This window comes from Vibrio gazogenes (assembly GCF_023920225.1).
Classification (GTDB): domain Bacteria; phylum Pseudomonadota; class Gammaproteobacteria; order Enterobacterales; family Vibrionaceae; genus Vibrio; species Vibrio gazogenes.
Genome location: NZ_CP092587.1, coordinates 2,531,664 through 2,554,123, shown reverse-complemented (window position 1 = coordinate 2,554,123; position 22,460 = coordinate 2,531,664). Strand labels below are relative to the sequence as shown.

Genomic DNA, 22,460 nt, shown 5'->3' with positions numbered 1-22,460 from the left:
TCCTTAATCGGGAGATTCAGATGTTTCTATCGTAGAACCATCGAAGAGGTCTTACCAGTTGTAATGTTGCAAAAGTGTTAAGGAGATCGGGTTGTGAGTCACTTTCTGGTGATTTGGAGCGATGATGCACTGGATCTGAGGGAAGGAATAACATTCTTACAGGGCAAGGCTCGACAGAATGAATTGTTGGGGTAAACTCATGATTATCTCCGGAACATTTCACCAGTATCTTCTGAGTGAGCCGGGTAAACATGTACCGCTCTTGTCGTAAGAGTGCCATTTCAGCATACATCAAAGAGAATTGAGTTATGTACCACGATTTAATTAAGAACGAGCTGAACGAAGCTGCCGACGTACTAAACAAGTTTTTAAGTGATGAGCACAACATTGCTCAGATTGAGGCGGCTGCCAAGCTAATTGCTGATTCTTTTAAACAGGGTGGAAAAGTGCTTTCTTGTGGGAACGGTGGCTCCCATTGTGATGCGATGCATTTTGCTGAAGAACTGACTGGACGTTACCGTGATAATCGGCCGGGCTATCCGGGCATTGCCATTTCAGATCCCAGCCATCTGTCGTGCGTCAGTAATGATTTTGGTTATGAATTTGTATTTTCTCGTTATGTCGAGGCTGTCGGTGCCAAAGGTGATGTATTGTTCGGGCTGTCGACCTCAGGGAATTCCGGTAATATCCTGAAAGCGATCGAAGCGGCGAAAGCCAAAGGTATGAAAAGTATTGCTTTAACCGGTAAAGACGGTGGCAAAATGGCTGGTATTGCTGATGTTGAGATCCGAGTTCCTCATTTCGGTTATGCTGATCGTATTCAGGAAATTCATATCAAGATCATCCATATTTTGATTATGTTGATTGAGAAAGAAATGGCTTAATCATCGGTTCAATAAGGGGAGTGTAGGTTATGTGTGAATTGCTCGGCATGAGCGCTAATGTTCCGACCGATATCTGTTTTAGTTTTACTGGCTGGATTCAGCGCAGTGGCAAAACAGGCCCGCATCGTGACGGCTGGGGGATTACGTTTTATGAAGGGAAGGGGTTTCGCACATTCAAGGACCCAAAGCCTGGCTATCAATCCACGATTGCTGAACTGGTTCAGAAATACCCAATCAAAAGTCGGGCTGTGATTAGTCATATTCGTCAGGCAAATCGTGGCGGGGTCAGTTTGGAAAACACCCATCCGTTTACGCGAGAGCTTTGGGGCCGTTTCTGGACGTTTGCTCATAATGGACAATTGAGTGGTTATGAGGCTCTCGATACAGCCAACCATCGGCCAGTGGGGGAAACAGATAGTGAACTTGCATTCTGTTGGTTGTTAAAACGTTTGGAAGATCAATATCCGACCCCTCCGGACGATGCCATAGAAGTCTGTCGTTTTATTGCTTCACAGTGTGACCAGCTTCGGCAGCTGGGGGTTTTTAATATGCTGTTGACGGATGGTGAGCATGTGATGACTTACTGTACCAATCATCTCTATTCAATTACACGTCGGTCACCTTTTGGTAAGGCAACCTTGATTGATGAGGAAGTCGAAGTCAATTTTCAGGAAGAGACGACACCCAATGACATTGTTACGGTGATTGCAACTCAGCCACTGACACTGAATGAGCAGTGGCACCGAATGAAGCCCGGAGAGTACAATATTTTTCATCAAGGCGAGTTGATTGATACCAATCAGTATCAGTTAGCAGATGTTCCGTTTGCGGAAGACAAACCCGGCTCTCAGGCTCCGACGGAGCCACTCGACTAAAAGAACAGAGGCTTGCCTTGTTGCAAGCCTCTGGCATTCCTTTTGGCAGATCTTTTTATTTCAGCAAACCTTTTTGTGCAAAGGTCACTTTTGTTGCGTCATTCAGATCCAGCGTCAGAAGTTCTTCAGGATTCGCCCATTTAAATTCCTGAAATTCGTCGTTAATTGCAATACGACGATTGGCACTTTCACAGTCGAATATCAGATAAATCATATAGATTTCTTCTTGAGTTCCGTTCGGGTAAGTTTTGATCCGAGTGTCGTCTCTGAATTTCCAAGGAGAGATCCGCGTGAGTTCTAACTCAGGGCCCAGCTCTTCTCTGATTTCACGTCTTAATGCCTCTTCCATTGTTTCTCCCGGTTCCATACCTCCGCCGGGAAGCGCCCATTGACCGGGAAATACACCACGATCATTTGCCATTTTACAAAGTAAGTAATCCCCGTTGTTGGTGATCAAGGGGCAAACAATGGTTCGCTGTCGCATAAAGGCTCCTGTTTATTCTGAATTTTATTGATAATTACATTGGGGATCGGGGACTATATTCATGAGTTCATGGCATAAAGTCATATATGTTTGATGTCGTTCTCCGGATATATTCTTACTTATGCATAAAATATTGCAAATATATAATCCTTAATATGAGAGCGTTTCAATATAATAATAATATTAAAAGAGGTGTGGTGGATAGACGGACTGGCGTGAAGCATAAATTGAGGATGAGAGAAAAGTAAAAAGCGGCCCCATGGAGCCGCCTGTTCAACATTGAAAGCGCTGAGAACGTTGGTGATTAACGTGCTGAGTGGCCTTTATAGCCATAAATTCCCAGTGGCTCGCCATCAAGATAGGCTTTGCCGTCACGCATTTCAACACGCTCTTCAACAAACCATTGAGTGACCAGAGGGTAGATTTGGTGTTCTTGCTCCTGAATCTTACGGGTCAGAGATTCAATGGTATCATCATCATCGATTGGAACCCGGGCTTGTAGAATGACTGGGCCGCCATCAAGTTGCTCAGTGACGAAGTGAACACTGGTGCCATGTTCTTCATCTCCAGCGAGAATCGCTCTCTGATAAGTGTTCAGGCCGGGATACTTCGGCAATAGAGAAGGGTGAATGTTAATCATTTTTCCCATGTAATGACGAACAAATTCTGCACTCAGAATACGCATATAACCAGCCAAAATAATCAGGTCTGGTGCATATTCATCAATCTGTTCCATCAATGAACGGTCAAATGCATCACGCGTGTCAAAGGCTTTCGGATCGACAAAGATTGCCGCGGCATCTGCTTTTTTGGCTCTTTCCAGCGCATAAGCATCTGCTTTGTTTGAAAAAACAGCAGTCACCCTGCCATTGGGCATTTTAGAATCACAAGCATCAATGATTGCTTGTAAGTTGGTCCCGTTTCCCGAAACTAAAACGACAATACTTTTCATGAACTATTTAATCTCTACTTGCGGTTCGTTAGCTTGTGCTTCTGCAATATGCCCGATAATCCAAGCATTTTCTCCTTCTGATTGGAGAAGTTCGACCGCAGCCTGAGCTTGTGCTTCTGGTAGTGCGATAATCAAACCGACGCCGCAGTTGAAAGTCCGATACATTTCGTAAGTATCGACGTGACCTTTTTCTTGCAGCCATTTGAAAATCGCTGGCCATTCCCAACTGCTACCATCGATAACGGCTTTGGTACCTTGTGGTAGAACGCGAGGAATATTCTCCCAGAATCCACCACCCGTAATATGAGAAATGGCGTGAATATCGTGTTCAGCGACGAGTTTGAGTGCTGACTTGATATAAATTTTGGTCGGTTCGAGCAAATGTTCACCAACGGCTTTTCCGTCCAGCAATTCTGAGCTATCTGCATTTGATACTTCCAGAATTTTACGGATCAGTGAATAACCATTTGAGTGAGGGCCACTCGAGCCTACAGCAATTAAGCTGTTACCGGCGCCAACTTTGGAACCGTCGATAATGGCTTCTTTTTCGACGACACCGACACAGAATCCAGCGACATCATAGTCTTCACCTTCATACATGCCGGGCATTTCTGCGGTCTCTCCGCCGATCAGCGCACAACCAGCCTGAAGACAGCCTTCGGCAATCCCTGAAACAACGTCTGCTGCGGTATCAACATCAAGTTTTCCGGTGGCATAATAGTCAAGGAAAAACAGTGGTTCCGCACCTTGTACAATCAAATCGTTGACGCACATTGCGACTAAATCGATCCCGATGGTGTCGTGCTTTTTCATATCCAGTGCCAGACGTAATTTCGTGCCGACACCGTCCGTTCCTGAGACAAGCACTGGGTGCTTATATTTGGTTGGTAATTCACACAGGGCACCAAAACCACCGATACCACCCATTACTTCTGGGCGACGCGTTTTCTTTACTGCACCTTTAATTCGCTCTACAAGCGCGTTGCCTGCATCAATATCAACGCCTGCATCTTTATAGCTCAGAGATGTGTTCTTGCCACTCACGGGGTCATCCTCGTTCTTTGGTTGGATATGAAAACGGCGTTATTCTACAGGGGAAAAAAGTAAAAGGAAAACGTTTGCGCTGATTTTTTTATCTGGCGAGATTGGCTGAAAATTCTTGGTAGTCATGACTTCTCTATGTGCTAAATCATGATATTTCCTGATGTTAAGGATAAAATTAACGATAGAAAGTATGTATAATCGAAAAGTTTATTTGATTGAATGTCGGAGATGCAGATGAAAGTTGTCGAAGTTAAGCACCCGCTTGTCAAACACAAATTGGGTTTGATGAGAGAGGTTGATATTAGTACCAAGCGTTTTCGCGAGTTAGCCACTGAAGTCGGCAGCTTACTTACTTATGAAGCAACAGCAGATTTTGAAACCGAGAAAGTGACAATTGAAGGGTGGAATGGCCCGGTTGAAATTGACCGACTCAAAGGTAAGAAAGTGACGGTTGTTCCGATCCTTCGTGCGGGATTAGGCATGATGGATGGTGTGCTTGAGCATATACCGAGTGCCCGTATTAGCGTGGTGGGTATTTATCGGGATGAAGAAACACTTGAGCCCGTTCCCTATTTTAATAAAATTGCTTCAAATATCGAAGAGCGAATTGCTTTGGTGGTTGACCCCATGCTGGCAACTGGTGGTTCGATGATCGCGACGATTGATTTGCTAAAAGCGCAGGGATGTACTCAATTTAAAATCTTGGTTCTGGTGGCTGCACCTGAAGGGATTCGGGCTTTAGAAAAAGCGCATCCGGATGTTGAATTGTACACTGCTGCAATCGATGACCATCTGAATCAACAAGGCTATATTGTTCCCGGTCTTGGTGATGCGGGAGATAAAATCTTCGGTACCAAGTAAGTTGCATGCATCAGATAAAAAAACAGTCAGTCTTGTATAGTCTGGCTGTTTTTTTATTTTCGGTTTGTTTATCCAAAGTGCATGCGTGTATAGATAAATAAACGCTATTAGTTGTTACTTTTCCGGTTAGTGAGGCCGTTTTTTCTGGTGACGCTCACGATTTTCCAGTTTTTGTACCTGACTTTTACGCAAAAGAACATAAAGTGCACCACTCCCTCCGTGAAACCGCTGTGCACTGTGAATACACTGGACTTCTTCAATCTGAGGAAGCCAGTATGAAACATAGCTTTTCATCAGTGCCGGTGGGTTCGAATGTTCGCCTTTTCCGTGAATGATGAGGACGGTTCGAATATCCATTCGCATACACTGGCGTAAAAATTTCACAACCTCGTCACGGGCCTGTTCCAGTGTTTTTCGATGAAGATCTAAACGTGCTTGAATGGGATATTTGCCTAATCTGAGCTTCCGGTAAACACCGTCCTGAACCCCGCTTTTCTTAAATTCGATCAGATCATGAGGCTTGACTGGCGGTGCATGTTCCAGAGACAGGTAATCAGACTCATGCTGTTCTAGTTTCATCGCTGCTTCTTGCCGGGCAAGATGCGCCTCAGTAATCTGTAAATTTTTCTTCAGTTCGGCTGTATCGTGCTTCAGAGGTTTGACATCTTCCATCATTTGCTGAAATAACTCGAAATCTTTCTGAGACATGCGCATTCCTCCGAATTGTTGTCAATCACGTACCTTGAGGTCATTTTTGTATATATACCGAAGTGACTTTGAGATGCAAGACTCTCGCAACATTCGTTTACCAAAGGTGGGAGGATAAAAAATAGTGTTGCTGTTAAATTGGGGAAGCTTGAAGCATTGTGCTGAGTGATTATGGGGAAAATATATGGCAGACAGAAATAAAAAACCGGAGTGGAAAAGAGTCCGCTCCGGTGCATAGCTTATAACTGTTTTTTACAGGAGCTAAGCGATCTAGTGAGGAGATTTGTCATTCATGACTTTGTCGATAAGAAACTGCACACTGTGGCCAAACCGTGTTTACGCAGTGACAATTTGTTCGTTAAAACACTCGACCTGTAAAAAACATTCGATCTGTAAAAACAAGCTACCTGCCAAAGCAAAACCCTGATGTTCAGTTTTAAGCGATGTTTCCTCAAAGTTGCGAAGACGTACTAAACATAAAGTGAGTGAATCAATCAAGTGATGATCTGGATCAAGTGTATTGATGAAGTTACTTATTTGTTGAAATTCATGTGTCCATCGTCACATTTATAGTCAGAGATGGATGTCTTTTGAGCACTTGATTATTTTTTTTGAAAAATTAGCGAAAATGAGTTGCGTCTATAACAAGAATCCGTATTATAGCCCCCCGTTGAGGCGCTATTAACAGTCGCCCAACCAAGACTCGGTGAATAGCGCAGTTTGGTAGCGCATCTGGTTTGGGACCAGAGGGTCGGGGGTTCGAATCCCTCTTCACCGACCATATTAAGAAGCCTCAGCATATGCTGGGGCTTTTTTCGTTGTCAGCTCTAAACCACCGCCTTGGGCGGTGGTGATTGTTTATCGGCATTGATCCATCAGGTTCGTCCCTTTCTCAATGGTATTTTGCCGGGTGACGGTGAATCCTTGCTTGGTCAGCAATTGAATTAAATTTTCATGGCCGATTAAGTGTAAGGCACCCACAACGACGAGATATTTCGAAGGGTGTTCAGTCAATATCGGTGCGGTCGTTAGTTGCTTTAACCAGCGATGATTTCTTTTGACTTCAAGTTGCTCAGACATTTCTTGGGACATGTCATGATGATCAATCAACTGTTTTAATTGCTCTGGATCGCCCAGATGCCAGCCTGTCACCAAACATTCAGTTTCGTGCGAATCATCTCCCCAATCTTGCAGCGTGGTCGTTAGCAACGCTTTACCATTTTGCTTCATACCTGCCAGTAAATCGATTTGAGACTGGAGTGATTCGAGGCCAATAATCGGAATCGATGCAGATTCTGCTTTTTGAATCATATATTGATCAACACCGAGATCAGCACGGTACCCCAAGCGATTGATTGCCTGCATTTGTAAACCGATAGCCGTTTGCCATGGTGGCGATGTTTTCAGACGTTGCACATTGAGATTTAACTCTTCAGCGATACGATCTAATTTTTCCAGCTCCGAAGCAGAGAGCACTTGTTGTGAGGTCCACTTGACGGGTGGATATTGCAACTTGTTTGCCTGACGGATATCGGCTTCGACAATTAATCCATCACTGTCGCGAAGAAAGTCCATCACCGGTTTGGGTAACGGGTACATATCCGGGTGCCCGACATGAATCGAGCCCAACAGCATCAGTTGCGTCTGATTCTTACTGGCAAGCCAATATAATGGCTCGGCATTGGTATAGAAGCTGAGGATGATAGCGCCGACTGAAAGCAGACGGGTGAGTTGCATAAGTTAATTTCCTATCTTGTGGCATTCATCTGAACGCTAGCATAGATTGGGTCATGACTGATAGGCAACTGTTCATCACTCAAAATCATTGAGCCTTATGTTCTGACTCATGCAACTGATGCTGAGGCCGGAATAGCCGTAACCGATTGGCGTTTGTGACAACGGTAATCGACGATAAAGCCATCGCTGCTCCGGCAATGACGGGGCTGAGTAGAAAGCCAAACCATGGATACAATACGCCGGCTGCGATCGGAATGCCGAGGGTATTGTAAATAAAAGCCCCGAGCAGGTTCTGCCTGATATTTTTTACCGTTGCTTTTGAGAGCGAAATTGCATTAAGAATCGACAGAGGTGAGCTGTTGAGAAATGTCATCTGAGCACTTTCGATGGCCACATCACTGCCACTCCCCATGGCAATGCCGAGATCAGCTTGTGCTAGCGCTGGCGCATCATTAATGCCATCACCGACCATGGCGACTTTATGTCCCGCTTGCTGGTATTCAATAATGTGTGCTGCTTTTTGATCGGGAAGAACCTGAGCGATGACCTCTTGAATGCCTAACTGGTTGGCAATACCTTGGGCGACAGTATGGTGATCTCCGGTTAACATCACGGTTTTGATGCCCAACGTATTGAGTGTTTGAATAGCTTCTGCTGCATCGGCTTTAATCGGATCGGCTACAGCGATCACGCCTTGAATGTTTTGATCAATAGCAATCAGAATCGGTGTCCATGCCTGTTCAAGGACATGATCAAGTGTGGTTTGTATTTGGCTGAATGAGACCCCCAAAGAGGTCATGTAATGCACTGAACCGATATGAACAGCGTGACCGTTGTAAGACGCTTTAACCCCGCGTCCGCGCAGATTTTGAAAGGATGAAATCTGAGCTGCTGAGATTTGTTTTGAACGTGCGTATTCACACACCGCTTTGGCTAATGGGTGTTCTGATTGTTGCTCCAGTGCATAGGCGATGGATAACAACTCGTGTTGTTCCCGATGGCAGCTTTCAACCGATTGCACCTGTGGTCTGCCTTCCGTCAATGTACCGGTCTTGTCAAAGACAACCGTATCAATATGGCTGGTGGTTTGAAGCACCTCGGCATCACGGATTAGAATACCCATTTCAGCGGCCTTGCCGACACCAACCGTCACCGATAGCGGCGTCGCGAGTCCCAATGCACAGGGGCAGGCAATAATCAGCACTGTGGTCGCTACGACAAGCATATAGCTGACTTTGGGCTCGGGTCCGAACCAGAACCAGACCAATGCAGCCACGATAGCGATAGCGACGACGACAGGGACAAACACAGCAGAAATCTGATCGGCGAGTTTTGCAATGGGCGGTTTACTGCTTTGTGCTCTTCTGACCATCTGAATAATGCGGGAAAGCATGGTTTCACTGCCGACACCGGTTGCTTCAATCACCAGACTACCGTCATGATTGATGGTCCCTGCGGAGACGGTATCTCCGGAACGTTTCAGTGTGGGAATCGGTTCTCCGGTTAACATGGATTCATCCAGATAGGATTCTCCTTGCATCACAACCCCGTCAACAGGCAGTTTATCGCCGGGTTTAATTCTCAGATGCATCCCTTTCTCAATCTGTGCGACAGGAATACTCTGATCGTCACTCTCGGTGATAAGTGTTGCTTGTTGGGGCTGGAGCTGAATCAAAGCTTGTAGCGATTGTGTTGTTTTCGCTTTGGCTTTTGATTCAATGGCATGTCCCAAAGAAATAAGACCGATGATCATGGCACTGGCTTCGAAATAGACATGACGGGCTTGGATGGGAAACCAGTGTGGTGCGATGACCACTATGATTGAGTAAAGCCACGCAACGCCCGTTCCTAATGCGACCAGTGTATCCATGGTGGCTCTTTTGTGCCGAAGTGCCTGCCATGCACTTTGATAGAAACCTCGACCCGCAGTACACAGTAGCCCTAAACATAAGAGACCGACGATCCCCCAGCTCAACTGTTGTTGCTGTGTTTGGATCAGCATACTGCCACCGAAAACGCCCCATGCCATAATCGGAATCCCCAGTAATAGCCCCATGACAGCGTGACGGCGATGGTATTTGAGTATCGTCGTTAAATGGGCTTGCTGTTTTTCCTGTTGCTGTGCCGGGTCATCGATAATTTCAGCGTCGTATCCGGCAGCGCGTATCGCTGCAATTAGCTGTTGTTGATCCGGCTGTCGTGCGGAAAATGTTGCAGCACTTTGTTCTGATAAATTAATTTGGGCGTCTTCAATACCAGAGACGGATAACAGCGCTTTTTCTACGGAAGCGACGCAACTGGCACAAGTCATTCCTTTGACGAGTAAATTGGTCGTGACGTCCATTTGATGTGGTTGACGAGATGGTGGTGTCACTGATGTTGATTCTGTTGGTTTTTCTATATCTGTATCTGTTTCAGGGGTTTGGGGCGTAGGATTGCTGTTTGGGGATGATGCCTCTGTAAAGGCTTGATAGCCAAGTGATGCAACTTGATCGAGAATGTCCTGTTTCGGTAAAGTTGTGACCAGTGAGAGCGACTCTTTGGTCACATTCAAATCTTGAATCTGTTCACTTTTACTCAGAAGGTCGGTGAGTTTTTGAACACACTTGCCACAGTGTAAACCCTGTAATGTGTAATGTTGTTTTTTACCCACCTGATAGCCGAGAGATTCGATATTTTCGACGATTTCATCGATGGATGCATCGGTATCCATCTCAATGAGAGACGGGGAGAGATTGCAGATTTCGACATTCAAATTCGCTTTGAGCTGACGTTCTACTTTCCGAGCGCAGCCCATACAATGCAAGCCTGATAACGGTAGTTTTAAATGATACATGTTCGTCTCTTTCTCTATCCCATTTCGCATCAAAATAAACCTTGACGCAAGGGGAAGGTCAAGGCATTTCGCTATTTCTGGTTTTTTCTGCTGAGCGTGACGCGCTATCCACTGACATGACTGAAAATTCAGGACAAAGGGTCATTGTCGTGATTGATACTCAGGTGCTAGAATACTGGCCAAATTTTGGCTGATACATCTAGATCCGAAGTTGTTAAACTCGATCAGAATAAAGGTAAATCTCATGACGGTTAAAACGCGTTTTGCTCCAAGCCCTACAGGGTTTCTTCATGTCGGTGGTGCCCGTACGGCATTGTATTCTTGGCTCTATGCAAAACATCAGGGCGGTGAATTTGTATTAAGAATTGAAGATACCGATTTAGAGCGTTCAACGCAGGAAGCGGTCGATGCAATTCTGGAAGGCATGAGCTGGTTAGGATTGGATTGGGATGAAGGTCCTTATTATCAGACGAAACGTTTTGATCGTTATGATGAAGTGGTTGAACAGTTACTTGCAGCAGGAAACGCGTATAAGTGTTACGCCCCCAAAGCGCTGTTGGATGACGTTCGCGCAGAGCAGGAAGCCAACAAAGAGAATCCTCGCTATGACGCGAATCATCCGAAGATCAAAGCAGTGAATGATGCGGCAAAAGATGGCGATGCTTTTGTCGTGCGCTTCCGCAACCCGAAAGAGGGAAGTGTTGTTTTTGACGATCAAATTCGTGGACGGATCGAAATTCGTAATGATCAACTCGATGATTTAATCATCCGCCGGACGGACGGTTCTCCCACATATAATTTCTGTGTGGTTGTTGATGACTGGGATATGGGCATCACTCATGTTGTGCGGGGAGAAGATCATATCAACAACACCGCACGTCAAATCAATATCTATGAAGCGCTGGGCGCGACGGTACCAACGTTTGCTCATTGTGCCATGATCTTAGGGGATGATGGCGCCAAACTTTCGAAACGTCATGGCGCTGTTTCGGTGATGCAATATCGGGATGACGGCTACCTGCCTGAAGCATTAAATAACTATTTAGTACGGCTTGGTTGGTCTCATGGTGATCAGGAAATTTTCTCTCGTGATGAAATGATTGAGCACTTTAGTCTGAATGCGATTAGCAAATCAGCTTCTGCGTTTAATACTGATAAACTGTTATGGCTAAACCATCACTATATCAAAAACTCGGATCCAGAATACGTTGCCGGACATCTGCAATGGCATTTGGATCATCAGGGAATCAACCCGGAAAATGGCCCTGCGGTAACGGAAGTTATCCAACTGCTGGCTGATCGGGTACACACCTTGGTTGAACTGGCGCAGCAGGCGCGTTATTTCTATGAAGACTTTGATGCGTTTGATGAGGCTGCCGCGAAGAAACATCTGCGTCCGGTAGCAAAAGCGCCTCTCGCTCTGGCTTTGGAAAAAATAACAGCGCTGGAGACATGGACCACTGAGAGTTTGCATCAGGTCATTACTGATGTATGTGAGACGCTGGAGCTCGGTATGGGTAAAGTGGGAATGCCGTTACGTGTTGCAGTGACCGGCGGGGGGCAGTCTCCATCTGTCGATGCCACAATGCAGCTGATCGGTAAAGCGCGGGTGATGAAGCGGATCCAGATGGCACTTGAATTTATTGAGCAGCGTGAAGCGAATGCGGGCTAAGGCCACAAGAACAAGATAACTGAAGATAGTTGAGAAGCCGCAATAGATGTTGCGGCTTTTTTGTCTCGATCCTATACATATCATATATACAATCATACATCTCAGTTGGCGCTGCTCAATACGTTGCCGTATTTCAGGACGAGTAAAAGGTGACAGTAATTTAACACGCTCCTCTCTCATTTTTTACAGTGATGCCATAGAGTAACGCTGATTCTATGTGCTCGAAGCGAGTCAGCTTGAGCCTCACAATAAAAAAGGAATAGCAGCATGAATAAAATGATAATGGTGATCTCGGCAGCATCATGGATGGTTTCCACAATAATTCATGCCGAGGTTTATGTAGGTGGTAAAGTGGGCAAGTCTTGGCTGGATGATTCATGCCGTCCGACAGATGTCTGCGATGATGATTCATCGGCAGTTGGGGCTTTTCTTGGCTATCAGGTTTGGGATCATGTCGCATTGGAGGCCGGATATGATCACTTAGGGAAATTTACCGGGGCAGGTATGGTCAATGACCATGTGAATGCAGTAACCATTGCGCCTAAGTTTAATTTTCCTCTTTATCAAAATCTTGACCTGTATGCAAAACTCGGTGGCGCTTATGTTGACTATGGCTCTAAAGATGATTGGTCTTATCTGGCAGCCGCAGGTCTTGAATTGAGTGCGAATGACAATGTGGCTGTTCGTCTGGAATATCAGGCGCTCACTGATATGAATAATGATATTGTACGAGCGCAAGGCAATATGGCTACATTGGGCGTTACTTATCGTTTTGGTCGCTCTGAGTCTGTACCTGTCGTGACAAGCAAACCTCGGCCAGCTGTTGCAGAGCCGGCCGTTGTTGCAGAAGCACCGGAACCGGCTCCGGCAGAACCAGTTGAAACACAGGTGATTAAAACTGTGAAAAAGAGCTTGAATAGTGCCAGTAGCTTTGCATTAAACAGTGCTGCACTGAGTAAACAGGGCGTTGCTGATCTTCAGGAAGTCGTTGAATTGATGTCTCGTTATTCTCAAGCGACAGTGATGGTGACGGGGTATACCGATTCAACCGGTTCAAAGGAATACAACCAATCACTGTCGTTGAAAAGAGCACAGGCTGTTGCGGATCAGATCATTTCTCAAGGAGTTGATGCGGATCGAATCACCGTACGTGGTATGGGAGAATCAGAGCCTGTCGCATCCAACGATACCAAAGAAGGTCGGGCGCAAAACCGACGGGTTGAAGTTGAAGTGCCGACATTCACTTATCAGGTTGTCATCAAAGAATAAACGCAAAACAATTTCGAATTCAACTTGATTCAGCGCTACGATATGAGGGCTTAAAGCTCGCATATCGCAGCGTTTTTATATGTATTTAGCCGTAAAATTAGTATTAAGAGAATGGGAAATACGGATGGAATGAATTGCTCACTGTGTCGGGAGCGTCATTATTTCAGATCGATGCTATTTAATCGGCCCATAAAAATTAGAATATCGAGATAATCTTTGTGCGCATCGAGAAGCGCCTTTTTGGTTTTCGTATATGCGGCTAGCTTACCATGCTTATTAATTGAACAAACCACACTCTTGAAGTGGCACTTTCCTTGATCGTCATAGGTACGCCAAGCAGCAATGTAGCAAGTATCCCGATAGCTTGGGTTGTCTTTGGTGGGGCGAGGTTTATAGATAATTTTAGGTTCAAGGCTGTGGGGTAGCCGTGTCATTAGATAGGGATCTTTGAGAAGCATTCGCCAGTGCTTTCCCCACATTTGACGGCCGAGTTCATTACGAAGCAAAATCGCTTTCTTTAGCCCTTTTTTTTCACCAATACGGATGAAACCAACAGAGCGGTGTAAAACTTTATCATCTGGCGTATGTATATGAATTTTGTAAGCAGTTTTCGCTTTAGAAATAAAACGATGGCCAGTATTGGTTTCAAGATTACTCTTCTTCATCCGTTTGTTATCTATATTTTTATTATTAACAATAATAGATCAAATCACCACTAAGGTGAAGTGGTTCCGTTCGCTTCAGTCATGAGTGATGCGACAGGAAATACCGCTCATGGCTGTTATGATTCGTATGTCTTAATCTTCCTTTCAATCCAGATAAGGATTCAGACAGATCCACGTCATATGAGCAACACTTTTGGTATTCTGAGCTAGTTTGAGATAACACACAACAATTGTGGCAATATTCGAGAATTCCATTCAATTTTTATTGCAAGAAAAGTAACACGGGCACGCTTTGTTACTCAATGTCACTACCTGATGGGGTGCTCGGGTCAAATGACGATAACCAAGACTTAAGCAGAGTGGAGAGTTGTGATTGCTCTGTTTGGTTTAAAACGCTGATCAATCTTTCCTGAGCCTGAACATGCTCTGCCAGTGCTTGATTGATGAGTTGGTAGCCTTGCTCGGTTAATTGTACAGAAATACTTCGGCGATCAATGTTGCTATGAATCCGGGTAATTAAATTTTTTTGCTCCAACTTATCAAGTCGGTTTGTCATCGCGCCTGAGGTTAGCATCGCAGTACTGATTAATGCGGAAGGGGTTAGCTGATAAGGGGCACCAGAGCGGAGTAATGTTGCAAGTACGTCAAACTCTCCTGATTTGAGATCATATCGTTTATGAATATTGGCAATTTCTTGTTCTAAATGTTTAGCCAAATGTAGTATCCGGCCAAAAATGCTCATAGGCAGTGTATTCAGTTCTGGTTTTTCTGCCGCCCACTGATTGACGATCCTGTCGATAATATCCATAGCCCTATGCACCTGATTCAAAGAGGATAATGATATCTTAACATAAAGATTCTTTACAAAAACAAATTACTTTTTTATGATTAATAAAATTTCAACATAAAGATACTTTACATGAATATAATATTAGCAATGGTGGCTACATTTTTGTGGGGAACGACTTATGCAGTCACTCAAGCAACATTACCGGGATGGCCACCGTTGTTGCTCGGTGTGTTACGGGCACTACCGGCAGGTATTATCCTTTTCGCAATTAAGCCAACTTTTCCTGATAAAGGCACTTGGAAGGTGTTACTCGCTACCGGTTTGCTGAACATTGCTATATTTTTCGGTTGCATATTTGTGATGGCATTGACCTTACCTTCAGCGATATCCAGTGTTGGAATGATGTCTGTGCCTGTATTTGCCATGCTGCTCCAATGGATAGTGATGAGAAAGCGGCCATCAGTGATTCAGATGGTTTCTGGTTTGGCTTTGTTTGGATTCGCTGCGTTACTATTTGACCCCGGTCGCTTGGATCTGAGCTTGTTTGGGCTTTCTGCCATGTTGATTGGTATCTTATGTATGATTTGCGGGAGCACATTGACTCAAATGTTGAACCAGAAATTGGCGTGGTGGTGTGTGTTGACTTGGCAACTGATTCTGGGTGGTTTTGCATTATTATTGATTGCGTTGATTCACTTGAGCTACGAGCCAGCTCTCTATCTCAGCGCATGGCAGCATTTGTCAGGTAAAAACGTGTTAGGACTGTTTTGGCTCTGTATCATGAATACTGCGGTTGCATATTCTCTTTATGTTTGGGCACTCAGACAGCTTTCAGTAGTTGAATTTACTTTTGCCGGGGTTGCCAATCCGATTGCAGGGATTCTGTGTGGTCTGCTGTTGGTTGGTGAATCTTATACGCCGATACAATATAGTTTGATGGTCGGTATGATTGTGATGTCTTTATTCCCACAGTTCGTGAAAAGTTATCAGAAGTATCGAAGTGTATCGAAGAATCATCTTCAGCCACTCTCAGGGAAATAACCAAGATTTCATGAAGGATGAAACAGAAAAAGCGGTGGGATACACCGCTTTTTAGTCATTTGCTTTTTCAACATTAGTTGATTTTAATATGCTGAGTAGCTTCGCCTGGCTTCATTTCTATTTTCGGTACGACAACAACCAGTACACCATCTTGATACTCTGCATAAATTTCTTTCGCGTTGATATTGTCACCTAAAGTAAAGCTGCGTACCATTTTGCCTTGATAGCGCTCTCTATGAATGACTTTATCTCCATCGGTTTTCTGTTCATTTTTTAAGGTCGATGCTTCGATAGTCAGAGTGCCATGTTGACAGCTCACTGAAATATCATCTTTTTCGACCCCGGGTAAATCCGCGATAATTTCAAATGCAGTTTCTTTATCCAGTACATCAACCCGCGGAGAAAAAGATTCAATATTGAAGCTTGGCCGAATCGACGGAAAAGCATGATCAAATAAATGATAGAAATCAGACCATGAGTCTCGTGGAATTAAGCTCATCACAATCCTCCTGTTTGGCATCCTCGAACTCTTTATAAGTGTAGGACGTGTTCCGAAATTTAAATCAAAACATGCTTGTGAATTGATGTAAGTCAATATTCGGGTGGCGTTTTCTATGTAGCCATGAGTAATATTTTTAATTTTCTCAACATTATATTTCATGGAAAATGTGATTTTTTTAACATAATGATGCAATTTCTGTTTATAAATTTTACAAATTGATTTCCATCAAAACAGTGTGGTTTTTATGTGCTACCGTGCGCCCAGTAGAGTCTTTTCGCCCAATGACAAGGAAAAATATAATGAAAAAAACACTTTGTGGATTAGCCATCATGACCGCTTTCGTTTCTGCTGGTGCTTTTGCTCACCAAGCGGGTGATTTTATCGTGCGTGCAGGGATTACATCGGTTATCCCAAATGACAGCAGTGATAAAATTTTAGGAAGTCAGGAAGAGTTGGAAGTCAATACGAATACTCAACTTGGTTTAACGCTAGGTTATATGATTACGGATAATGTCAGCTTTGAAGTTTTAGCTGCGACGCCTTTTTCTCATGATATTTCAACACCACTTTCAAATTTAGGTGATATTGGTGAGACAAAACAGCTGCCTCCAACATTTATGTTTGAATACTACTTCGGTCAGTCAGACTCACAATTTCAACCTTATGTCGGGGCTGGTATCAACTACACCACATTCTTTGATGAAAAAATCAATGGTAATGGTGCTGCTGCCGGCTTGAGTGATCTGAGTATGGATGACTCTTGGGGATTTGCTGTGAATGCCGGTGTTGATTATAAACTCAATGACAATTGGTTTATGAATGCTTCAGTTTGGTATGCTGATATTGATTCGACGGCAACCTATAAATACAAAGGTGCTAACCAATCCACTGAAGTGCATATCGATCCTGTTATCGTGATGATTTCTGGTGGCTATAAGTTTTAGACACGCTCATTTTTATATGGACTTAAGGCAGCTTATCGAGCTGCCTTTTTCGTCTGTGCTATTTTTCATCATGCAAGGTATCACTCTTATGACGGCTGTGGTGCTGAGTGGTTGAATCGTGAGGGTAAATGGTTTGTCTCTTGAAATAATTGATCGTTTCTTTTAAATTAGAATATTCTAATTTAATGGGTAGGGCAATGTTATGTGGGATGACCGATATCAGGTCGATACATATATCTATGGCAAAGAGCCAAATGATTTTCTGCATGAAAGTGTGAAACATCAATACCTTCCGCTAGGACCGGTTTTGTGTCTGGCTGATGGTGAGGGGCGGAATTCTGTTTATCTGGCGAAATGTGGCTATGACGTGACAGCGGTTGAGTTATCTGCAGTTGCGATTGAAAAAGCCCGTCGGTTTGCAGCTAAACAGCGTGTATCTGTGAATTTTATTCAGGCTGATCTGGACGAGTTCGATTTAGGTCTCGAACAGTGGCAAGCGGTTGTGGCAGTCTTTTGCCATCTTCCACCCGTAGTTCGGCAAAAATTACACCAGTCATTGCCGGGAAGCCTTAAAGAAAATGGGGTTTATCTGGTAGAAGGGTATACGCCAGAGCAGTTGAAATATAAAACGGGTGGTCCTTCTGTGGCTGATATGATGTTATCACGGCAAGTTTTGATTCAAGAGCTTCCGACGTTGTCCCCCTGGTATATTGAAGAGAAAGAAAGGGAGATCTACGAAGGGGTCATGCATCGCGGCAGAAGTCATGTCGTTCAGGCGATTATGAAAAATATGCCATAGAAATTGGCCGATGTGGCGTCCCCTGCGAGATTTGAACTCACGTCTAAGACTTAGGAGGTCCTTGTTCTATCCAGCTGAACTAAGGGGACATCGGTATTTGCTGCACAGTCAGAAACTGTACAGCAATGTATCCATATAGTACTGATTTAACTAAGATAAGTTAAGCCTTGATTTCATTTTATGAGCTGTTTGTGCATTACGTCGCCAATTTGAATGCTATCAGCTAATTCGGCTTGATCAACGGACAGTTCGGCTTCCGTCTCATAGACACGATCAACCGTGAGTGTGATATCACTTTGGGTGACCTTGTTGCGAGCTAATCCCCTTTGATCGATAAAGGAACCTGTATGCCACAACTGAAGCTTATCTCCTTTTTGGACGCCGTGAATTCTGCCTAAATTCATCATAACGATATGGCCTGATTTAGAAATGACTTCCGGCAAAGTGATTTTACACGATAGCTCTGATTCAAGATCCAACATCACGTGGCGGCTAAGACGGAGCAGCATCTCACCATAGGTGGAAGCCCAGAAACGAGCGCTTTTCGTATCGACCTGACTGGTTCTTGGAAATGGCCAACGTGCAATTTCACGATAATTGCGATTGATGATTGCATTTCCCGTTTCGCCATCAAAGACACTCAGATCCATTGCAAATTGACGATTAACCACTTCATCTCCTGATGGGTCTGCAGCGATTGTTGCTGTGAGGTCTGTGATGTTACCGGCAATAATGTATTGGGCATTATTATCTTCAGCAATCATTTTGAGTCTTGCTGGATAATTTTTATCAATCTCATAATCTGTGGTACCGACCGAGATAAAACTATGTGATTCCTTATCCAATTGCTTATTTAATACTTGGGAAAAGTCATCGCCAATCTGGTAGATTTGTCCCATCACAGCCTGTTGTGGGGAAGCTACCGTAATATTACTTACCAATACGGTTTTCTTATACTGTTCTACCTGACAACCTGATGCGGATGGATAAATATCGATTCGAACTTTGACATAAGCAACATTGTTTTTGACCGTCTGTTCTTCGACCAGAATGTAGCGGACCTCATGATTGGTAAACTGAAACTCAGTACGCTGAGCATCCAGTAATGGGTAGAGGTTACTGATGCTACCGATATCCGCTCCGGAAAAACTGATCGCTTTATATACGGCATCTTCAAGTGCATACAGTTTTGCCTGATTTTCTGATGAAACGACCGCTGCACTGCCGGTGACTTCATACCATGAAGCCATTGTCGGCACTGTACCGAATATGAACAAAGAAAGTGATAAGAGGATGGTTCTTACATTTTTCATATTTACCTACCAATTAGGTATAAAATTTGCTTGTTATTCTGATAACGGTGATAAGAGCAGTTATCGGCAAAGCTTTTCTTTATGATGAATAACAAGAGAAAAGCAAAGAGTGTTCCACTTTTGCGTCAAAAACTGGACGCTTGAATGACCGAGCTATCTGGAGAGCGGAAAAATGAAAAAATGGCTATTGTTAGTGCCCGCGTTATTTTTAACAGCGTGTTCCTATGCCCCGATATATAATGGTAAAGAGCCCTATAAAGGCTCCCAGTTTATGTTATTAGAGAGTCCTCGTCATACTTTAGATTTTTTCGTTGATAGTATGACTGAAGATTTAATGAAGTCGAATACCAGTGTAACGGCAAGAACACCGATTGCCGTCACTTCATTCGTCGACTTGCAAAATATGGATACCACCAACTGGTTAGGGAATTCAGTGACTGAGGGATTCATTCACCAGTTGCAACAACGGGGGTTCCAAGTCGTTGATTTTAAAACAACAGGTTCCATTCAAGTAACCCATCAAGGGGATTTTGCGTTTAGTCGAGATTGGAAAGACCTGGTCCAACAGCAGGAAATCCAATATGTGTTAACCGGAACCATGTTACGTCAGGAAGGTGGGGTACTGGTTAATGCCCGAGTTGTAGGGATGCAATCCCGAGTGGTTGTAGCAACAGCTCAAGGATTCTTGCCAGCTGATCGAATTGGTCGGGATTTGGATACATTGAATGCGGTTCGGACTGAAGATGGGGTATTGATTCGTTCTGATCCAACAATGACTCAGCCTTACACTGTTATTCTGCGTCCTTAGGAGTTGCTGATGAAAGTTTGGTTAATGAGCGCTATGTTTTTATTCTTGGTCGGATGTCAGCCGTTGCAGACCATGAATAAACAAGAATGGCTGACGGCAGTCGGTTATGCTTCGATTAGTGAACAAAAAGGTCGCAATGTAGAAGAGAAGCAAGTTCGTGCCATGCGAGCATCTAAAATTGATGCTTATCGTGAGCTGGCAGAGCAGGTGTATGGTATGCGGGTTAGTGGGAGAGCGGAACTTATGGATCAACGGCTTGGAACAGAAGCGACATCTGGTGCTGTTGACGGCGTTATTCGCGGGGCCGAAGTTGTAAGAAGCTATAAAGTCGGTGATAGTTACGTGACAGAACTGCGTTTGAATGTAGATAAGATGGAAAAGCTGAGAGATTATGGTGAAGTCCAGCAGGTTCCTGAAAAGCGGCAGCAGACCTTATTTTAATCCGTCGTGATGCCACATGAGCGGCAAGTTCTTTCTCCTTTCTCTCCAGAATATAAAAAAGCGGCAATGATTGCCGCTTTTTTATATTGAAATCTACGAGAGTGTTGGGAGCGAATGAATGAGGAAGCAGTATTAAGCTTTGATATTCGTGCCCAAAGTCGAAATGGAGCGTGTTTGTCCTTCAGCAGTGTAAGTCATGCCCATTTTCCCTTGACTCTGTTGCATCAGATTATTCAGTTTATGAAAACTCATCTGTGCTCGATTGAGGGCTTCACCATTAATATTATTTGCTTGTTGGCAATCCCAAATGATGGACTTAATTTGTTCGACCAGACTTTTTAATGTCTCATCCTCTTGCAGGCTCGATACATGAGGATGTGATTCAACCCGTCGGTCAGTCTCGTTGAGCTGATTAATCAAAGTAATTTTCTGTTTGGCAATGGCTTCAATTTGCGATGAGTCTCGCTGCGTAATAGCGATCTTCTCCTGTTCTAAAAGTTCGGAGAGAGACTGAGCATTGTTTAACTGAAACTCAAGTAGGTCTTGTAGTGCTGCCATGACTTAATTACCTGATTTCTTGGCGCAGATGTCCGTTATATCGACCGATAACAATCGTTCGATTATTGCAGTCCACCCAGCTCTTTTTCGAATTTGATCATGTTATCTGCTAGTTTGTCTGCGTCAACACGATAAGAACCATTTGCGATTGCTTCTTTGATAGCCTCGACTTTCGCGCTATCAAAAGCAGGGCTTGATGCAAGTTTACTATGAATTTCACCCATCGCTTTACTTTGTGAACTCAGAGACACTGCATCTTTCTTATCCGATGATGAAGCGTGATTTATTTTCTCTGAATTTGATGTATTGTGCTCTGTACGGGTCGAGTTCCGACTCGTGTTCGTCAGAGACTGGCCAGAACGCACATTATCAATGCTTGCCATAATTGAGCCTTTTTATCAAAGTTAAATACCTGTACCGTCAATATCGACAGACCTACACCTTACTTTAGCATTTTCTTTGCCAAAAATGATGTTTTTTTATGCGGCATGGTAGAAATGTTAAAACCGGACGGTTACTTCACCAATTCCTGAGACTTGTGCATCAATGATTCGGTTGGATTTATCGTTTTTAACCCGAATTTGCTCTCCCAAGTCACCGTCTGACAGCGCGGTTCCTTGCGTAATAATGGATAAACTATTTTTAATTGCTTTGATTGTCACGGTTTCATTGCGACAGACAATACAAATATCTCGGTCACTAATGATATCATTTCGTGGAATATTTCTTTTAACTTTTGCCCCGATCACTTGATCAATTGTCGAAAATCCTTGCTGTCGGAAGCGAAGCAGATCTACCATACCCAAACTAACATCTTGTTGAGTAATGATTTGTCCTCGATTTAGCGGGGTGGCAGCGAGTACGGCAGGGACTGTGATATCCAATCGAACGGGAACATAAATCCGCCAATTATCTGTCGGGCATTCAACAAGAACAGTGATATGGCTTGCAGAACCATTTCTTGATGAAGAAAAAGCCTTTAATCCTGTTGGACAATCGGATGCTTGTATCCGATTATCAAGAGGTGCTGCTGTGGCAACAATTTTCCCACCTGTTGGATGCTCGATAACAGTGGTAGCGTATTTCTCTGCGGTTTCTCTAATATGATCAAGTTGTTCTTGAGTTGCTGCCTGAGTCGAAATATTAAAGAAAACAGATAAAATGACGATAATGCTATAAAAAAGTTTGAAGAAAGCTCTACACTTAGTAAAGAGCAGAGGGGATAAGCACAGTTTCTTGAACATGATTCTGGTTCCCTTAATTTATTCATCGCTTGT

General features: G+C 44.0%; 23 protein-coding genes and 2 tRNA genes. 11 read left to right on the top strand and 14 right to left on the bottom strand.

Features of this window, described 5'->3' with window-relative positions:
- Positions 1-308: 308 nt before the first annotated feature.
- Both lpcA and MKS89_RS11400 read left to right on the top strand, forming a co-directional pair.
- Positions 309-884 carry a D-sedoheptulose 7-phosphate isomerase gene (lpcA, locus tag MKS89_RS11405; RefSeq protein ID WP_072956322.1) on the top strand — a complete coding sequence of 192 codons (576 nt, stop codon included), beginning with the start codon at positions 309-311 and terminating at the stop codon, positions 882-884.
- Positions 885-913: 29 nt separating this feature from the next.
- Complete coding sequence (locus MKS89_RS11400; RefSeq protein WP_072956324.1) at positions 914-1,759, top strand: class II glutamine amidotransferase; 846 nt, start codon at positions 914-916, stop codon at positions 1,757-1,759.
- Positions 1,760-1,814: 55 nt separating this feature from the next.
- Here MKS89_RS11400 and nudI read toward each other — a convergent pair whose 3' ends face one another.
- The 3 genes from nudI to purM all read right to left on the bottom strand — a co-directional run bounded on the left by nudI (position 1,815) and on the right by purM (position 4,239).
- Entirely contained in the window at positions 1,815-2,243 is a 429-nt protein-coding gene (gene nudI, locus MKS89_RS11395; RefSeq protein WP_072956327.1) for a nucleoside triphosphatase NudI, read from the bottom strand.
- Positions 2,244-2,547: 304 nt separating this feature from the next.
- Complete coding sequence (gene purN, locus MKS89_RS11390) at positions 2,548-3,195, bottom strand: phosphoribosylglycinamide formyltransferase (protein WP_072956329.1); 648 nt, start codon at positions 3,193-3,195, stop codon at positions 2,548-2,550.
- Positions 3,196-3,198: 3 nt separating this feature from the next.
- Complete coding sequence (gene purM / locus MKS89_RS11385; RefSeq protein WP_072956331.1) at positions 3,199-4,239, bottom strand: phosphoribosylformylglycinamidine cyclo-ligase; 1,041 nt, start codon at positions 4,237-4,239, stop codon at positions 3,199-3,201.
- A 234-nt stretch (positions 4,240-4,473) separates the two neighbouring features.
- Between purM and upp the strand changes: the two genes are divergently transcribed.
- Positions 4,474-5,100: a uracil phosphoribosyltransferase gene (upp, locus tag MKS89_RS11380; protein WP_072956480.1), complete on the top strand. Its 627-nt coding sequence runs from the start codon at positions 4,474-4,476 to the stop codon at positions 5,098-5,100.
- A 126-nt stretch (positions 5,101-5,226) separates the two neighbouring features.
- On the opposite strand, the gene smrA is transcribed toward upp, so the two are convergent.
- Complete coding sequence (gene smrA / locus MKS89_RS11375) at positions 5,227-5,808, bottom strand: DNA endonuclease SmrA (RefSeq protein WP_072956334.1); 582 nt, start codon at positions 5,806-5,808, stop codon at positions 5,227-5,229.
- 704 nt (positions 5,809-6,512) lie between these two features.
- Here smrA and MKS89_RS11370 point away from each other — a divergent pair.
- Positions 6,513-6,589: transfer RNA gene (locus MKS89_RS11370), tRNA-Pro, on the top strand.
- Between the two features lie 77 nt (positions 6,590-6,666).
- Here MKS89_RS11370 and MKS89_RS11365 read toward each other — a convergent pair.
- Together MKS89_RS11365 and MKS89_RS11360 are read right to left on the bottom strand one after the other, a co-directional pair.
- Complete coding sequence (locus MKS89_RS11365) at positions 6,667-7,545, bottom strand: TraB/GumN family protein (RefSeq protein WP_072956335.1); 879 nt, start codon at positions 7,543-7,545, stop codon at positions 6,667-6,669.
- Between the two features lie 85 nt (positions 7,546-7,630).
- Complete coding sequence (locus MKS89_RS11360) at positions 7,631-10,381, bottom strand: heavy metal translocating P-type ATPase (RefSeq protein WP_072956338.1); 2,751 nt, start codon at positions 10,379-10,381, stop codon at positions 7,631-7,633.
- A 244-nt stretch (positions 10,382-10,625) separates the two neighbouring features.
- Here MKS89_RS11360 and gltX point away from each other — a divergent pair, with 244 nt between their 5' ends.
- Positions 10,626-12,053 carry a glutamate--tRNA ligase gene (gene gltX / locus MKS89_RS11355; RefSeq protein ID WP_072956340.1) on the top strand — a complete coding sequence of 476 codons (1,428 nt, stop codon included), beginning with the start codon at positions 10,626-10,628 and terminating at the stop codon, positions 12,051-12,053.
- A 267-nt stretch (positions 12,054-12,320) separates the two neighbouring features.
- Complete coding sequence (locus tag MKS89_RS11350; protein ID WP_072956341.1) at positions 12,321-13,322, top strand: OmpA family protein; 1,002 nt, start codon at positions 12,321-12,323, stop codon at positions 13,320-13,322.
- A gap of 158 nt (positions 13,323-13,480) precedes the next feature.
- Here MKS89_RS11350 and MKS89_RS11345 read toward each other — a convergent pair whose 3' ends face one another.
- Both MKS89_RS11345 and MKS89_RS11340 read right to left on the bottom strand, forming a co-directional pair.
- Entirely contained in the window at positions 13,481-13,987 is a 507-nt protein-coding gene (locus tag MKS89_RS11345; RefSeq protein ID WP_072956344.1) for a Fe3+-citrate ABC transporter substrate-binding protein, read from the bottom strand.
- A 295-nt stretch (positions 13,988-14,282) separates the two neighbouring features.
- Complete coding sequence (locus MKS89_RS11340; protein ID WP_072956346.1) at positions 14,283-14,795, bottom strand: MarR family winged helix-turn-helix transcriptional regulator; 513 nt, start codon at positions 14,793-14,795, stop codon at positions 14,283-14,285.
- 111 nt (positions 14,796-14,906) lie between these two features.
- Between MKS89_RS11340 and MKS89_RS11335 the strand changes: the two genes are divergently transcribed.
- Positions 14,907-15,818 carry a DMT family transporter gene (locus MKS89_RS11335; protein ID WP_072956350.1) on the top strand — a complete coding sequence of 304 codons (912 nt, stop codon included), beginning with the start codon at positions 14,907-14,909 and terminating at the stop codon, positions 15,816-15,818.
- A 73-nt stretch (positions 15,819-15,891) separates the two neighbouring features.
- Here MKS89_RS11335 and MKS89_RS11330 read toward each other — a convergent pair whose 3' ends face one another.
- Positions 15,892-16,317 carry an Hsp20/alpha crystallin family protein gene (locus tag MKS89_RS11330; protein ID WP_072956353.1) on the bottom strand — a complete coding sequence of 142 codons (426 nt, stop codon included), beginning with the start codon at positions 16,315-16,317 and terminating at the stop codon, positions 15,892-15,894.
- A 302-nt stretch (positions 16,318-16,619) separates the two neighbouring features.
- On the opposite strand from MKS89_RS11330, the gene ompW reads away from it, so the two are divergent.
- Positions 16,620-17,264: an outer membrane protein OmpW gene (ompW, locus tag MKS89_RS11325; protein ID WP_072956355.1), complete on the top strand. Its 645-nt coding sequence runs from the start codon at positions 16,620-16,622 to the stop codon at positions 17,262-17,264.
- 202 nt (positions 17,265-17,466) lie between these two features.
- Positions 17,467-18,063, top strand: coding sequence for a class I SAM-dependent methyltransferase (locus tag MKS89_RS11320; RefSeq protein ID WP_072956358.1), 597 nt, complete (start codon positions 17,467-17,469; stop codon positions 18,061-18,063).
- A gap of 13 nt (positions 18,064-18,076) precedes the next feature.
- Here MKS89_RS11320 and MKS89_RS11315 read toward each other — a convergent pair.
- Positions 18,077-18,152 (bottom strand) — tRNA-Arg (locus MKS89_RS11315).
- An 84-nt stretch (positions 18,153-18,236) separates the two neighbouring features.
- A complete protein-coding gene (locus MKS89_RS11310) occupies positions 18,237-19,313 on the bottom strand; it encodes a flagellar assembly protein FlgT (RefSeq protein ID WP_235862502.1) in 1,077 nt (358 codons plus the stop codon).
- Between the two features lie 235 nt (positions 19,314-19,548).
- Between MKS89_RS11310 and MKS89_RS11305 the strand changes: the two genes are divergently transcribed.
- Both MKS89_RS11305 and flgP read left to right on the top strand, forming a co-directional pair.
- The gene (locus tag MKS89_RS11305) at positions 19,549-20,184 is read left to right on the top strand and encodes a FlgO family outer membrane protein (protein ID WP_072956363.1); all 636 of its coding nucleotides are present in this window, start codon (positions 19,549-19,551) and stop codon (positions 20,182-20,184) included.
- A 9-nt stretch (positions 20,185-20,193) separates the two neighbouring features.
- Positions 20,194-20,625, top strand: coding sequence for a flagellar assembly lipoprotein FlgP (gene flgP / locus MKS89_RS11300; RefSeq protein ID WP_072956365.1), 432 nt, complete (start codon positions 20,194-20,196; stop codon positions 20,623-20,625).
- Positions 20,626-20,757: 132 nt separating this feature from the next.
- On the opposite strand, the gene MKS89_RS11295 is transcribed toward flgP, so the two are convergent.
- From MKS89_RS11295 to flgA, 3 genes are all read right to left on the bottom strand, one after another.
- Positions 20,758-21,183, bottom strand: coding sequence for a flagella synthesis protein FlgN (locus MKS89_RS11295; protein ID WP_072956368.1), 426 nt, complete (start codon positions 21,181-21,183; stop codon positions 20,758-20,760).
- A 62-nt stretch (positions 21,184-21,245) separates the two neighbouring features.
- A complete protein-coding gene (flgM, locus tag MKS89_RS11290) occupies positions 21,246-21,566 on the bottom strand; it encodes a flagellar biosynthesis anti-sigma factor FlgM (protein ID WP_072956381.1) in 321 nt (106 codons plus the stop codon).
- Between the two features lie 117 nt (positions 21,567-21,683).
- Complete coding sequence (gene flgA, locus MKS89_RS11285) at positions 21,684-22,427, bottom strand: flagellar basal body P-ring formation chaperone FlgA (protein ID WP_072956383.1); 744 nt, start codon at positions 22,425-22,427, stop codon at positions 21,684-21,686.
- Between the last annotated feature and the right edge of the window lie 33 nt (positions 22,428-22,460).

Coding starts and splice junctions, on each gene's coding strand:
- lpcA (WP_072956322.1), top strand. CDS start 309: ATGTACCACGATTTAATTAAGAACGAGCTGAACGAAGCTGCCGACGTA.
- MKS89_RS11400 (WP_072956324.1), top strand. CDS start 914: ATGTGTGAATTGCTCGGCATGAGCGCTAATGTTCCGACCGATATCTGT.
- nudI (WP_072956327.1), bottom strand. CDS start 2,243: ATGCGACAGCGAACCATTGTTTGCCCCTTGATCACCAACAACGGGGAT.
- purN (WP_072956329.1), bottom strand. CDS start 3,195: ATGAAAAGTATTGTCGTTTTAGTTTCGGGAAACGGGACCAACTTACAA.
- upp (WP_072956480.1), top strand. CDS start 4,474: ATGAAAGTTGTCGAAGTTAAGCACCCGCTTGTCAAACACAAATTGGGT.
- smrA (WP_072956334.1), bottom strand. CDS start 5,808: ATGTCTCAGAAAGATTTCGAGTTATTTCAGCAAATGATGGAAGATGTC.
- MKS89_RS11365 (WP_072956335.1), bottom strand. CDS start 7,545: ATGCAACTCACCCGTCTGCTTTCAGTCGGCGCTATCATCCTCAGCTTC.
- MKS89_RS11360 (WP_072956338.1), bottom strand. CDS start 10,381: ATGTATCATTTAAAACTACCGTTATCAGGCTTGCATTGTATGGGCTGC.
- gltX (WP_072956340.1), top strand. CDS start 10,626: ATGACGGTTAAAACGCGTTTTGCTCCAAGCCCTACAGGGTTTCTTCAT.
- MKS89_RS11350 (WP_072956341.1), top strand. CDS start 12,321: ATGAATAAAATGATAATGGTGATCTCGGCAGCATCATGGATGGTTTCC.
- MKS89_RS11345 (WP_072956344.1), bottom strand. CDS start 13,987: ATGAAGAAGAGTAATCTTGAAACCAATACTGGCCATCGTTTTATTTCT.
- MKS89_RS11340 (WP_072956346.1), bottom strand. CDS start 14,795: ATGGATATTATCGACAGGATCGTCAATCAGTGGGCGGCAGAAAAACCA.
- MKS89_RS11335 (WP_072956350.1), top strand. CDS start 14,907: ATGAATATAATATTAGCAATGGTGGCTACATTTTTGTGGGGAACGACT.
- MKS89_RS11330 (WP_072956353.1), bottom strand. CDS start 16,317: ATGAGCTTAATTCCACGAGACTCATGGTCTGATTTCTATCATTTATTT.
- ompW (WP_072956355.1), top strand. CDS start 16,620: ATGAAAAAAACACTTTGTGGATTAGCCATCATGACCGCTTTCGTTTCT.
- MKS89_RS11320 (WP_072956358.1), top strand. CDS start 17,467: ATGTGGGATGACCGATATCAGGTCGATACATATATCTATGGCAAAGAG.
- MKS89_RS11310 (WP_235862502.1), bottom strand. CDS start 19,313: ATGGCTTCATGGTATGAAGTCACCGGCAGTGCAGCGGTCGTTTCATCA.
- MKS89_RS11305 (WP_072956363.1), top strand. CDS start 19,549: ATGAAAAAATGGCTATTGTTAGTGCCCGCGTTATTTTTAACAGCGTGT.
- flgP (WP_072956365.1), top strand. CDS start 20,194: ATGAAAGTTTGGTTAATGAGCGCTATGTTTTTATTCTTGGTCGGATGT.
- MKS89_RS11295 (WP_072956368.1), bottom strand. CDS start 21,183: ATGGCAGCACTACAAGACCTACTTGAGTTTCAGTTAAACAATGCTCAG.
- flgM (WP_072956381.1), bottom strand. CDS start 21,566: ATGGCAAGCATTGATAATGTGCGTTCTGGCCAGTCTCTGACGAACACG.
- flgA (WP_072956383.1), bottom strand. CDS start 22,427: ATGTTCAAGAAACTGTGCTTATCCCCTCTGCTCTTTACTAAGTGTAGA.